8 protein-coding genes and 1 tRNA gene are annotated in these 14,668 nt (G+C 38.4%); 8 read left to right on the top strand and 1 reads right to left on the bottom strand.

The genetic code is table 11. From position 1 onward, the window contains the following. Positions 1 to 44: 44 nt before the first annotated feature. From DVR12_RS18275 to DVR12_RS18230, 8 genes are all read left to right on the top strand, one after another. Positions 45 to 3,209, top strand: coding sequence for an efflux RND transporter permease subunit (locus tag DVR12_RS18275; protein WP_116977236.1), 3,165 nt, complete (start codon positions 45 to 47; stop codon positions 3,207 to 3,209). Positions 3,210 to 3,228: 19 nt separating this feature from the next. Continuing rightward, a complete protein-coding gene (locus DVR12_RS18270) occupies positions 3,229 to 4,644 on the top strand; it encodes an efflux transporter outer membrane subunit (RefSeq protein WP_116977235.1) in 1,416 nt (471 codons plus the stop codon). 187 nt (positions 4,645 to 4,831) lie between these two features. After that, positions 4,832 to 4,916: transfer RNA gene (locus DVR12_RS18265), tRNA-Ser, on the top strand. Between the two features lie 449 nt (positions 4,917 to 5,365). Next, positions 5,366 to 8,131, top strand: coding sequence for an AAA domain-containing protein (locus tag DVR12_RS18260; protein ID WP_116977234.1), 2,766 nt, complete (start codon positions 5,366 to 5,368; stop codon positions 8,129 to 8,131). 863 nt (positions 8,132 to 8,994) lie between these two features. Next, complete coding sequence (locus DVR12_RS18245; protein ID WP_116977232.1) at positions 8,995 to 9,594, top strand: hypothetical protein; 600 nt, start codon at positions 8,995 to 8,997, stop codon at positions 9,592 to 9,594. Further along, complete coding sequence (cas3, locus tag DVR12_RS18240; protein ID WP_116977231.1) at positions 9,573 to 11,690, top strand: CRISPR-associated helicase Cas3'; 2,118 nt, start codon at positions 9,573 to 9,575, stop codon at positions 11,688 to 11,690. The genes DVR12_RS18245 and cas3 overlap by 22 nt, the downstream gene beginning before the upstream one ends. 29 nt (positions 11,691 to 11,719) lie before the next feature. After that, entirely contained in the window at positions 11,720 to 12,997 is a 1,278-nt protein-coding gene (locus DVR12_RS18235) for a hypothetical protein (RefSeq protein WP_116977230.1), read from the top strand. A gap of 12 nt (positions 12,998 to 13,009) precedes the next feature. Beyond that, entirely contained in the window at positions 13,010 to 14,065 is a 1,056-nt protein-coding gene (locus tag DVR12_RS18230; RefSeq protein ID WP_116977229.1) for a CRISPR-associated protein Cas7, read from the top strand. A 146-nt stretch (positions 14,066 to 14,211) separates the two neighbouring features. Here DVR12_RS18230 and DVR12_RS18225 read toward each other — a convergent pair whose 3' ends face one another. Then, entirely contained in the window at positions 14,212 to 14,664 is a 453-nt protein-coding gene (locus tag DVR12_RS18225) for a hypothetical protein (protein ID WP_116977228.1), read from the bottom strand. Between the last annotated feature and the right edge of the window lie 4 nt (positions 14,665 to 14,668).

Below are 14,668 nucleotides of genomic sequence, written 5' to 3'. Positions count from 1 at the left end.
CGTCTGATACCTAAGGTGTCACGACTTTAAACTCTCTTGTTTCTATGTTTAGAAAATTTATACAAAGGCCTGTATTGGCTACAGTTATATCTATCATCCTTGTGTTGCTGGGGATATTGGCACTATATACGTTGCCAATGAGCCAGTTCCCCGAAATAGCCCCGCCTAGTGTAGCCGTTACAGCTTCCTACCCGGGTGCTAACGCGGAAGTGGTAGCCCGCTCTGTGGCTACTCCAATTGAGGAGGCCGTAAATGGAGTGGAAAACATGACTTACATGACCTCCAACTCCAATAACGACGGTTCCATGACTTTAAACGTTTACTTCAAGCTGGGAACAGATCCCGATCTGGCAGCGGTAAACGTACAAAACCGCGTGGCTAAAGCTACCAGCTTGTTACCGGCAGAAGTTGTACAGGCTGGTATCAGCACTCAAAAGCAGCAAAACAGCATGATCATGGTTATTAACCTGGTCAGCGACAAACATGAATATGATGAAACCTTTTTGCAGAACTACGCAAAAATTAACATCATCCCGGAAATTCAAAGGGTAAATGGTGTTGGTCAGGCTATGGTGTTCGGTGCTAAAGATTACTCTATGCGTATCTGGCTGAAACCAGACAGACTGGCTGCATATAATATGTCTCCACAGGAAGTACTGGGCGCTATACGCGATCAGAACCTGGAAGCAGCACCCGGACGTTTTGGTGAAGGAAGTAAAGAATCGTTCGAATATATCATCAAATACAAAGGCAAGCTAAATAAGGATCAACAATATGAAGAAATCATTTTGCGTGCAGACGCCGATGGTTCCGTAGTTCGATTGAAAGATGTAGCCAGAGTTGAATTTGGTTCCTTTAGCTATGGTAGCGATACCCGTGTAAACAGTAAGTATGGTATTGGTATTGCTATCTTCCAGATGGCAGGTTCCAATTCGAACGAAATCCAGGAAAAGATTAATAAACTGATGGTAAAAGCCGCCGCTAGTTTACCAGCGGGTGTCGAATATTCTAATATCTATTCTACTAAAGAATATCTTGATGAATCTATCGATCAGGTGAAACACACACTGATAGAAGCATTTATCCTGGTATTTATTGTAGTGTATATTTTCCTGCAAGATTTCAGGTCTACACTGATTCCTGCTATCGCTGTACCAGTAGCAATTATTGGTACATTCTTCTTCATGAAGTTGTTCGGTTTCTCCATCAATCTGTTAACACTCTTCGCGTTGATATTAGCCATCGGAATTGTGGTGGATGATGCCATCGTGGTAGTGGAAGCCGTGCATGCCAAAATGGAACGAGGGGCAAATCCCCGCAATGCTACCTTATCTTCCATGCAGGAGATCTCAGGTGCGATTATATCCATTACTCTGGTAATGTCGGCGGTTTTTATTCCGGTTGGTTTCATGGAAGGTCCGGCCGGCGTATTTTACAGGCAATTTGCCTTTACCCTTGCTATAGCCATTATCATCTCGGCGCTTAATGCATTGACACTTAGTCCTGCACTTTGTGCCCTGATTCTGAAGAATCCGCATGGAGATGGACATGGAAATGCACCTGCTCAAAAGCAAGGCTTTAAGAAACGTTTTTTCAATGCGTTTAATACCGGGTTTAATGCTATGACTAATAAATATGTCAATAGCCTTCAATTCCTTGTAAAACGTAAATGGGTAACCATAGGCGGATTAGTGATAATCATAGGTGCCACTTTCTGGATGATGAGAAAAACACCATCTGGATTTATTCCTACAGAAGACCAGGGGTTTGCTGTATATGCAGTAACAATGCCGCCGGGATCTTCCCTGGAACGTACCCGCGAGGTAGTTAGTAAAGTAGAGCATATTATTGAAAGTCTGAACGTTTCTAAAATGTACCTGAGCGTTTCGGGTTTCAACTTCCTTTCTAACTCCAGCAGTGCTACCTCTGGTGTAGGGTTTATTAAGTTGAAATCGCATGATCAGCGTGGTGCAGTAAAAGACATTGAGGCAATCATGGGGATGCTGCAACAAAAATTAGCAGCGATTCCTGAAGCCAGCGTGTTTGTATTTAACATGCCAACAGTACCAGGATTTAGTAACGTAGCGGGTTTTGAGCTGGTGTTGCAGGATCGTACCGGTGGTTCATTGGATAAACTTGGCCAGACAGCTTATGGCTTTATCGGTGAATTGATGAAGCGTAAGGAAATAGCATTTGCGTTTACCACTTTCAATAATTCTCATCCTCAATATGAAATTGAGATCGATGATAAGAAAGCAAAACAATTAGGCATTCCCGTTAGTGATATTCTGCAAACCATGCAGGTGTATTACGGAAGTATGTATGCATCTGACTTTAACAGGTTTGGTAAGTATTATCGTGTAATTGTTCAGGCAGAAGCGGAGAGCAGATCAGCGCCAGCTTCTCTGGATGGTATATATGTGAAGAATGCGCACGGAGAGATGGTGCCAATGAATACTGTGGTTACATTAAAACGCGTATTCGGTCCGGAAACCGTAACCAGGAATAACCTCTTTAATGCGGTAACAATTAACGGGCAAGCAAAACCAGGTTATAGTAGTGGTGATGCCATTAAGGCGGTAGAGGAAGTTGCAGCGCAATATTTGCCAAGAGGGTATGCATTTGAATGGGTAGGTATGACGAAGGAGGAAATCAGTGCCGGAAACCAGGCATTGATCATCTTTACACTCTGTCTGATCTTTGTGTACTTCCTGCTGGCAGCACAATACGAGAGTTATATTCTCCCATTGGCTGTTATCTTATCTATTCCACTGGGTATATTCGGAGTATTTATTTTCATTAATATGTTCGGAATCGACAACAACATCTATGTGCAGGTTGGTTTAATTATGCTTATTGGTTTGTTGGCAAAGAATGCGATTCTGATTGTGGAGTATGCGGTACAGCGCCGTCGTAGTGGTATGGGATTGGTTGCATCGGCTATCAGAGCTTCCCGTCTGCGTTTACGCCCAATTTTGATGACATCATTTGCTTTTATTGCGGGGTTATTACCATTGATGAGAGCAACAGGATCGTCGGCATTGGGTAACCGTTCTATTAGTACGGGTGCGGCCGGAGGAATGTTGACCGGTGTAATATTAGGTGTATTTGTGATACCGGTATTGTATGTAATATTCCAGTATCTGCAGGAGAAAGTAAGTCGCAAGCCATTGATGGTAGAGGAAGAGGAAGCAGAGTTAGTGCATTAATATTCTTTAAAGAGATCAAATGAAAACAAGATATATAGTTAATTTCTCATTGTTACTGTCCTTAGTTGTAGGGTTAGCTGCTTGCCGGGTTGGTCGTAATTACGAGCGACCACCGGTAGCACTGCCCGAACAGTTTAACAATACCACGGCATCCGATAGTAGTATTGCTACCATCAGCTGGAATGAGTTTTTTAAAGATGCGACGCTGCAACAATTGATAGGTAAAGCACTTACTGGAAATTATGATTTGCAGTTGGCAGTGAAAAGAGTAGAAGAGGCGCAGTCATATCTTCGCCAGGCAAAAGCTGCATGGTTACCAGCCTTAAATGCTGTTGCATCGGCCAGTACCAATTTTCCATCGAAGAACAGTTTTACAGGGGTGAATCTCTCCGCCAATAATTTAGGTGTTCACCTGGAAGATTTTAATCTGGGAGCCGGATTATCGTGGGAGGTGGATGTCTGGGGTAAAATACGTCGACAAAAAGAGGCGGCACAAGCAGATTACCTGACGACTTATGAAGCAGAACATGCGGTTCAGACAGGTCTGGTATCGGCTGTGGCTAGCAGTTATTTCAATTTGTTGATGTTAGATAATCAATTACAGATTGCTAAAAAGAATCTGGCATTGAGCGACACCATTGTGAAGATGATTCAGCTGCAAAAAACCGCAGGTGAGGTTACAGAGTTAGGAGTACAACAGGCTATTTCACAAAGGCAGGCAGCGGAATTATTAGTACCACAACTGGAACAAGGTATTGCCATCCAGGAAAATGCGATTCGTATTTTAACGGGAGAATTACCTGGTCCGGTTGCAAGGACTAGTCAACTTGCCGATTTTCAGGTGGCAGATTGGCTACCAGCAGGGGTTCCGGCAGCTATGATCAGCAGACGCCCGGATGTCAGGGCATCTGAAATGGCACTGATGGCAGCGAATGCGAGAGTGGGAGTTGCACAAGGCAATATGTACCCATCCTTATCTATTACGGCTAATGGTGGTTTAAATGCATTTAAAGCCAGCAGTTGGTTTACGATGCCAGCCTCCTTATTTGGAACGGCCGCTGGAAGTCTTACTCAGCCTATCTTCCAGCGCAGAGCTTTGAAAACTCAATTGGAAGTAGCTAAAATTAAGCGTGAATCAGCAGTAATTTCTTTCCGTCAATCTGCATTATTAGCGATTGGCGAGGTAAGCGATGCTTTGGTAAAGCTGGATAAAGTAAAGATCCAGCAGGAGATAGCACATAGGCAGGTTCAAACAGCCCAATTGGCAATAGAGCAATCAAAGATGCTGTTTAAAAGTGGTATGGCAAATTACCTGGAAGTAATCACTGCACAGGGAAGGGCATTACAGGCAGAATTAGCCCAGGCCGATATCGACAGGCAGCGTTTGAGCGCTATGGTTGATCTTTATCGCTCTTTGGGCGGTGGCTGGAAATAAATTTTTGCGAACTACGGATCAAAGCGAAATCGCATGGAAATCAATACCGACGAGCATTTACCAATAGACAGGAATAAGTAAATCGCTTAGGTCCGTAGATCGCAAAGCCATAAATAGTGGGTTTTTACAGAAAAAAGTGAGAAAAAATTTTTTATTTGAAATCACTTTTATACTTTTGCAATCCACTGGAGAGTTGGCAGAGCGGTCGATTGCGGCAGTCTTGAAAACTGTTGACTGTAACAGGTCCCGGGGTTCGAATCCCTGACTCTCCGCAGAAACAAAAAAGCCTTCGCAGATAATGCGAAGGCTTTTTTGTTTTAAGCTTTTCTTAGCCATTGTTTCAATGATGTTGACTGTAACAGATCCCGGGGTTCGACTCCCTGACTCCTAGCAAATAATTAATGGCCTTCGGATAATATCTGGAGGCTATTTTTCTTTAGGAAGACTTTGTAAAAATGATTTTGGTTACCATATTTCCCGAAAATATAATTCCTGCCTAGCTATGGCCCCAATCGAAAGCTTGAAGCTTTTTTGTTATTACTACATTTTCCATTTTAAATTTCCGAAAAACAGAAACTCAGATTTTGGTAACTCTAACTGTGGTAAGTAATAGATTTTTCTTTATATTATCCTACAGTATTGATTAATGATACAAGGAGCGACAGGCTTAAGGGTTCAATTAGTAACATCGGAACTATCCTGAATGTAATAAACAAGTTTGATGAATCATTTATTCATAGTGTACTTAAAAAATAAAGCATCCCTGAAATTTGAGTACAAAGGTGATGTTTCTACGGTTATCCGCACTGATAAAGGATATCGTATTACATTTATAAATGGGAGAACTTATAATTATGGAGTTGACAAAGTACAATATTATCCCCTTGTATCAAGACGAGAAAATGTACGCATATATGAGAAGGGCAAATTAAATAAGTTATATAATACGGTTGATAATTATGGACGTTACTTGATTTTTAGAAATAGAGATAATTATTCTTATCCGGTTGAAAACAATGCCAATATTGAAATCTGTGATACCAAAAAGAATGTTGGACAGACAGAATCGGTATTCAATTATTTTAGGAAGATACTGAAAGAAAATAATGATATAGCATTTGATATTCAACCTGAGGAGACGGATCGTAAATTTTCAAATCAAATAAGCACCGAAATATTACTCAAGGCTATTGATGATATCGATATATTAGATACAAGAACGGTGCTGTCTAGCTATATCGATGGAGTTAATCCTTGTAAGAGCTCTCTAAATGAGATGCTGATTTATCCTTTCGGCTGTAATGAGAGTCAAAAATTGGCAGTTGAGACTGCACTCAGCAATAGTATAAGTATAGTAGAAGGCCCGCCAGGTACAGGAAAAACTCAAACTATACTAAATATTATAGCCAATCTAATTGTACAGAATAAAACTGTTGCAATTGTATCGAACAATAATTCTGCAGTATTTAATGTACGGGAGAAGTTATCGAAATGTGGTTATGAGATGATTGTGGCTTCACTTGGGAATAACAACAACAAAACCTCTTTTTTCGACAATATCGAAGAACAAACAGTACATCAGGATTTCGAGATTTCGGAGAAACAGTTGAAAAAGCTAAAGAATAAAGTTCTCAATCTGAATAACATACTCACAGGAAGTTTTCATTACCAGAATAAATTAGCCTTTTTGAAAACAGAGTTATCAGATGCTGAAATAGAGTTTAGACACATAAAAGCAGAACAACCACTCAATCAGAGTATAAAATCTAAACTCGACAAGAAATTTTACCGCAAATGGACTTCTGGCAGAGCCTTAAAATTTAAAAACTTATTATCAATCATCGATATAGAAAACAAGTTGTCGATCATCAATAAATTACGGTTTGTTCTGCAATATGGCTTGTTCGACCTGAATACTATTAGCCAGTATACTGAAGAGTTGCCCATTTTTGTAAATCACAAATTCTATGAATCATATATAGCAAAAATAAAAAAAGAAATCCAGGACATTAAAAACTGGTTGACATCAAATAATGAAAAGTCTAATCTTAACAGTTTTATTGAGGGTTCTAAAAAAATATTCAATGCTGTATTATTTGAAAAGTATAGGAGGTTAGATAAAGTTACATTTAAAGTTGAAGATTATCGCAAGCAATTTGATGCATTTACAACACGTTATCCTGTAATTCTGAGTTCCACTTTATCATTACACACTAGCATTCCAAAAGGGTACCTTTTTGATTATCTGATTATAGATGAAGCTTCGCAGGTAGATATTATTAAGTCTACCACCTGTTTCTCTTGTTGCCGAAATGCAATTGTAGTGGGAGATAGTATGCAGCTTACCCATATCGTAGACGAACAGAGTAAAGCAACTGCGGAGCAATTTCAGGTTAAATACAATATTTCCCCTGCTTACGACTATGTTAGAAAGAATATTCTGGACTCTCTAAAAAGCTTATATGGAGCTAACATTAAGTCGGTACTACTAAAAGAACATTACAGATGCCACCCTCTTATTATTGGATTCTGTAACAAGAAATACTACAAGAATAATCTGGCTATTATGACTTCCGGGTATAATCATCCGTTTAGGATTATTGAAACAAATATATCGGGAGAAAAAGGGAATCACAATCAACGACAGATCGATGAAACAGATTTGTATATCCGTGAGAAATATTCTGCAGACTTTACTAAAGTTGGTGTTATTGCACCATACAGAAATCATGTAGCTATACTGCAAAAACAGTTGCCCTCTGGAACAGAATCCGATACTATACATAAGTTTCAAGGACGTGAGAAAGAGGTGATTATATTTAATGTAGTTAAAAACAAAATAGGAGCATTTATAGATAATCCTAACCTGATAAATGTGGCAGTATCAAGAGCTGTGAAAGAATTTATTGTAGTAAAATCGGCGTCTATGGAACTACCTCACGGAACAAACATCGGTGATATGATACGCTACATATGTTATACCACTGATCCGAGAGAAACAATTGTTCAAGGCCGTATATGTTCTGTTTTTGATCTTTTATACAAGGAATATAATCAAGTCTTTATTTCGTTTCTTTCATCTAACAAGAATATGAAAGGATCTCCAGCAGAGATCATTATTCACAAGTTGTTAAGTGAAAATATATTATTAGATACCCAATTCTCATCTATTGATATGGTTAGGGAATACAAGCTTATAGATCTTATTCGCGATTTTCAACCATTTTCAGAAGATGAAATCCGCTTCATAAGAAATAATTCAAGAATTGATTTTTTGTTATATAACAAGATTGACAAAACTCCTGTCTTGGCTATAGAGGTAGATGGAGTGTCATTTCATGACAATAAATTGCAGCAGGAAAGAGACAATAAGAAAGATCATATCTTGGAAATAATAGGCCTTCCATTGCTTAGGTTATCAACTGATGGGCATAGTGAAGAAGCAAGGATTATTGAAAAATTAAACACTGCCATGGAACTAGGATGATCATAATATGTTCTCCTTTGTTAGAAATGCTCGTTTTTTGTTCATCAGACTGTTTCCTTCTGTTTTGCTATACAAGGAATTAATCAATAATAAATTTGAAGGAGTATTATGTAATAGTCAGTTTAATACTAATGCCACCTACTGGATGATCAATATTGAAAATCAAGTAGTGATCAGCAAAACCTGATCTTTGGAATTAGTGGGTTTCTATTGTACGGATGTAATGGTAGGTCAATTTTTATTTAACTACCACTTTAACAAAGATTCTAATCTGAAATCAAGGGATATTGGCGCATCAGATACAGAATAAGGTCGCACTAAAGGAGGGGGGAGGAGAATGGCAATAAAGGTTAGGTATCCAACTACTAATTATTATATGGCCTTTTTTGAAATAATAGTCATTTATATAATGGAATAAAGGATTAAATAATTGAATAACATTCTAATAACAATTTCTTGAAGAAATTAGAAATATATTATCACAATAAACTGACCTGAAATATGGGAATTTAATTATAACTCCAATGCCTCCATTAAAATGTATCATTTAACTATCAATCAGAAAGGTGATGGTGAACACATTATACTGGTGTTGGAAATACTAGTATGGATTAGTTTTGGAAGCATTGACATGATGATGGATTGAGGGTACGATTAATATAAAAGACTATGAACATTTTTCAATTCCGCTAATCCATCCGTTAGCGAAGTTAATATAGTAATGAGTAATTTTTTTAAAAAATATTCTTTTGTAAAAGACTATTAACATTGGTTTGTCGTATGTAATAATGAAAATGATAAATGATCTTAATTATGATTCCTAATCATAGTTAAAAATATGTTCCCCATAAACAATTTTCATTATGTGCGTTCTATACGTCGCTAAATTTAGAGGTCCCTTCGGTTTTATCAAACCTTTTACGGCTGTTCGTGATGAGACGACCTTCAGTCAGCAGTTTTTAACTGCTTCAACATTGGAAGGAATTGAGAAGAAATTATTCCCTGAAACATTATCCCAAAAAGGGCTACAGAAAATAGCCAGGTATAAGATTATTTATACAATGATTAGTTTGCAGAAGGAAGTCACCCAAACCAGGGGATGGGAGTATAAAAAGCAACAATCGTTGATGATCAGAAATAGAGCTGTATTAGAAAGAGGATTGTTGATTGACCCTGAATTGCTCTTAGCATTTATTGATAAGGATTCTGCCGAAATTGCCATTAAGCAACACATTTGTGTTTGTCGGAATGAAGACATTCTCTTGCCTGACCCTGAAGTTGTAGCAATGGATGAAAATGCCTTTAACGAATTAGAAGGATTTGAATTGCGATTTGGTGAAGCCGAGGATTCATTTATAACGGGGTTTCATAGGTTCGACAATGCAACCCCAATGTACGGCCGACTCGAAATTACCGGTAACCCTGTGAATAATAAGAAAGAATGTCCTTCCTCCATTTATTAGCCAAAAAATCGAAACGCCGAAATGTCAAATTACTTCGCCATCTGCAGGATGTAGCCTCCATAGCTATGAAAATAGCCAGGAATGGGGGCCTCGACGAGCGAATAGCATATATCGGTGCAATACTTCATGATATTGGCAAGGCGAGTACCCAATTTCAGAAGACACTTGACGTGAATTTCAGACGGCCACCTGGAATGGTATTTCGACATGAAATTGCCTCACTGTTTTTCTTATCGTTGGTAGATGAACAGGATCGACCAGCTGTAATAGAAATGGTGGTAGCGCACCATAAGTCTATTTTTAAAGATATAGGCGAAATGGGTTTATTGGATTTGAACGACAGATTACGAGATTGTTTTGAAGTACATGCTGTTGGATTTGATATCTGGATGCCGAATGCATTAGAGATTTTACATCACTTGGGGTTAAAAGTAAATCCTATTACGAAAGAAGTAGCAAGGAAAAGCTTTGAAGCGGCAGTGTCTTATTGTGAAGTAAAAAGAATTGGTTATTCCAAATGGAAAGGATTATTAATGGCGGCTGACCATCTGGCATCAGATATGGAAAGCGAAGTAGGTGACATCCTTCCAAAATTATTTATCACTCCGGATCTAAATTTTTATAATCAACAAAGTATATGGTATCCATTATCTTTTATTCCAGGTAACGATCCTCGAAAGCATACGTTGCTAAAGGCCGGTACTGGAACAGGCAAAACTTATTTTCTCCTCAAACGGTGTACCGGACGTATATTTTATATCCTCCCCTTTCAGGCTTCTATCAATGCCATGTATGAAAGAATTAAAAAGGATTTAATGGATACAGATGCAGAGATTCATCTATTGCATGCAGCTTCCTTGCTCCAGGGAAATGGAGAGAGTCTGAAGGAAAAAGTATTGCAACGTCATATAGGCGCTTCAATAAAAATTCTTACCCCTTACCAACTTGCTTCGCTTGTTTATGCAACAAAAGGCTATGAAGCATTAATCACAGATCTTGCTGGTTGTGATGTGATTTTGGATGAAATTCATACCTATTCAGAAGATGCGCAGGCCTTAGTATTGAAAATTGTAGAAATACTTTATTCCTTGAATTGCAGAATACATATTGGTACTGCAACCATGCCCACAGCATTATATAATCATCTGTTACAGATTATGGGTGGAAAGGAACAAGTGTATGATGTGTCACTACCCGACAATGTGCTGGATACATTCGACCGACATATCATTCATAAAGCAGAAAAAATAGAAGACCTCGGGCCAACTATCAGGGATGCTATTAAGGATGGATTGAAAATTTTAATAGTAGTCAACACGGTAGAACGTGCACAAAAGCTTTACAGATGGTTAAATAAGGAGAATTTAAATGTAGATAAGATGCTTATCCATAGCAGATTTAAGAGGTCATCCAGAAGAGCATTAGAAAGACTACTCCAAAATGATTTTAATAGGAAGGAAAAGCCTTGCTGGGTAGTTGCTACACAGGTAGTGGAAGTAAGTCTTGATATTAGCTTCGACCTGATGATTACTGATGTTGCGCCTATTGATGCATTAATTCAGAGATTTGGTCGAATCAACAGAATCAGAAATGCTCATACAATAGGAAAATATAAAGATATATATGTGTTACCACCACCTAAAAACAACAGGGATGCAAGACCATATAAGTTAGAGGTATTACGAAGAACATATGACCTATTACCTGAAGGTGAGCTATTGCAGGAAAGGAAATTGCAGGAGTTAATAGATAAGGTATACCCCGAAATTGAAGCCCCAAACATTGATTTGAATGCAGCTTTTGTGGCAGGAAAATGGCGTATAAGGGAATTGTATCATGCTCCAAAGTCGGCCCTGTTGGATAAACTGGATATAGATACAGTTCCTTGTATTATAGAGTCGGACGTTAAATTATATGAATTGGCAGACAATGCTATCAGGCTAGACATGGAAATACCTGTTTCTTATAAAATCTTGTCATTTAAAAATTTTCCACAGTTAAAGATAGGTAATCATCCCTTTGTTATTCCGGATGGAGCATACGATGTGGATGAGGGCCTTATCGCCGCTTCTTTAAAGCTAGAGAGTGTACAATAGTTTTTAAACTCCTTTAAACGTTGCTCCCCATGATAGCAGTTAATATTGGGAAGACATTCCTGAAATCATTTAATGAGAAATACGAAAAGACCTACAATGCAAAAGAATTTTTCATAGAAGAATATTTTCCATTATTCTTTGATGAGGAAAAATACATGCAATGGGTTACTAATTCACCATTGGTTCAGGGTATCAAGAAAGGATCACCTCCTTCGGCAGTTGAGCGACGGCGGAAATTAGATGTACTTATAGATAAAATATCAAATACCACAGCTGATGCTAGTATTGCAATAGGCTTCCCATCTCTGGATATCACAGCAACAACATCAGGGCAAATTTCTAGTATGAAAATACCTTATAAGGAAGAAGATGTTTATTTATCATGGATAGGCAGTGGATTGGGAATCGGTATCCAGGGTGGTTTATCTATCTTCTTCGATAAGCCTAAATTGCTTCTGGATATATATGATGGCTGGAAGGTTTATCGTGCATACTTAAATAAAACCCCAAAGTTAAGAGCTAACCAAATTAATACCTGGAACGGACAATGGTTGGCACATCGTTATGATAAACGTGTTTTTGATCCTGAAGATCCTACTGCAATGTTCAACGGAATAAGTGTAGCAAAGGATGGTGGGCTCGAGGTAGCTACCCAGTCGTGGACAATGGTATTAATAGGAGTTGCGCGTACCTTCCCTGATTCACAGCTGACCGGTTATGTATATAACCTCGGACAAACCAATACTACTGTAGGTTTTATTCCTTTCCGCCTGCCACACATTAAAAGACCGGTAGATCTTTACGAAAAATACTTTGGCACCAGTGATGTCATACAGGTAGAAAAACTATTTGCTACTGCATTTGGTTTTTTGAAAGCATGCCAATTTGGTTCTATCGGTGTAAATGCAATGCAGCCCAAGGGATTGCAGGATTTTATTGAAGGTAAGCTCCCTGTTTTTAAAGAGAAAGACGAGGAAAAGAAATTGAATTTTCAATCATACTTAATTTGGACATTAGCAATGCTTAACAATGAACAACTGTGGGAACGCGCACAACAGTTTGCGGCATCCCTCTCAGTGTATGCACTCAGCAGCACTAAAGGCAAAATGGACAAGACAAACCAGGTTAAAGAAGTTCTTAGTGCCATTAGTCAAAAACAGTTTTTGGATCATCTTATTCCATTAGTAAAGGACAATGCTGGGGAATCGATGCATGAAATTGCCCAACTTATCCATATGATGCCTAAAGATAATGTACCATACTTTCTAACACTTATTCGTTTGCATTATGCATTCATCACAAAATAAAAAATACAACAAATGAACCCCTACATTTTTTTGAGAGCATTGAAACATGCTGAACATACAGTTTTTGGTGTACAGGATGGTCAAAAGACTTACTATAATCCGATGTTTAGACGATACTGCCCATATTCCAGCGGCCAGCAGGTAAAACGTTCCATGTTGGAAGAGCTTACCTCCAAGCTGAATGTTCCTATGGCGCCAGTAACCTATAATTATCAGATAACTAAAGATAAGCAGTTGGAGAATAAAGAAATCTGGTCACCTTGCGATCCTAATTATGTAGATCAACTTATTGGTGGGTGGATGCGTGCCGGGGATGGGGCTACTTTAAAAAGGCGTAGTCCGTTGTCTATATCAGCAATGCGTCCTTTGCACCCACTTCTATCAGGTACAACATCTGAAAACTTGACATTCGACAGAAGCAATCGTCCTAACAATAATCCAGTGAATGTGCGTGTAGCTGGTAGCGATAAGCTGTTGACAGAAGAAGAGATAGAGACTTTTCTAACAACTAATGGCCGCGCACTTACGAGGCGTCACTGGATCCCAGAAAACCGGAGGGCCAACGGACTTTTTGTGCACGATGTAGCCATTGACCTAAGAACACTTTTTTCAGTTTCTACCAATCAACATGAACCAGAATTAAGTAAAGAAAAAATTGAAGAATTAAAGGCTAAAGGATGGATCGAGAGTGAAAATACTTTTGGTAAATGTTTGGTTCTGCCTAATAATGAAAGGACGAAGATCATCCCCGCACTGGCAAAGTCATTATTACATTGGAGAATTACCTCAAACCAGGCAAGAACTTTCAGTTTAATGGAAACATTGGCAGTTGCCATTAGTGATAATGCAAGTACTATTGCCGGAACGATTCGAGCCAAACTTACAGACGATGGTGATGATCTTAAGGCCAAGCCTGTCCTTGATGAAACAGCTGGTGCTGATTTGTTTGTTACCTTGCCTTGCGCAGGTTATATAGCAGATGTAAATGAAAGTGCAGATGCGCTTATAAAAGCAGAGGAAAAATTAATCGCTATGATGAGGGCTTTTGATTATGAAAAGCAGAACTAATTATTAAATGATCTGTAAAACTGGTCAAAATATTTGATTATCAACAGAAACTAAAAATGCCTTCAAATCATTATGGTTGAAGGCATTTTTAAGTTGAAATAATATAAACTCAAAACAAATATTTGACTCCGGAATCTGGTTTGGTTTTATTTTAAGAACCTTCTAGGAAATATAAACACCTTTCCTTGCTTTCGATATTCTCTAATGGAAGAAATCAGCCATTTGGAATACTTAGAGAAATCAGCATCGTTGTATTGAGAAAAAAGTTCATATACCTCTCCATTATAATCTACAACTGAATAGGAGTATAGGCCATCAGTTGTTTTACCTGTTCCCCACAAAAGACTATCTTTTGTTTGATAAAATGGATATCCAAGTCCTTCAGCAACGTATTGCTTATATTTCTCATCATTCCACGTATAGTCATCATAGGATCTCCAATATAGATGCGATTGAAAAACATATTTTCCATTAGAGTACCTATCATGATCTCCCATGGGATTATCACCTTTTATTAATTTAAAACCTGCAGGAAATGAAGTTTGCCCTAAAGCAGTAGTCACGCAGAAAAGGAATAGGAAGCTAAATATGTATTTCATAAGT

The sequence above is a fragment of the Chitinophaga silvatica genome (genome assembly GCF_003419895.1).
GTDB lineage: Bacteria > Bacteroidota > Bacteroidia > Chitinophagales > Chitinophagaceae > Chitinophaga > Chitinophaga silvatica.
The sequence above is the reverse complement of the archived record's forward strand: the minus strand, read 5'-3'. Positions and strand labels throughout refer to the sequence as shown.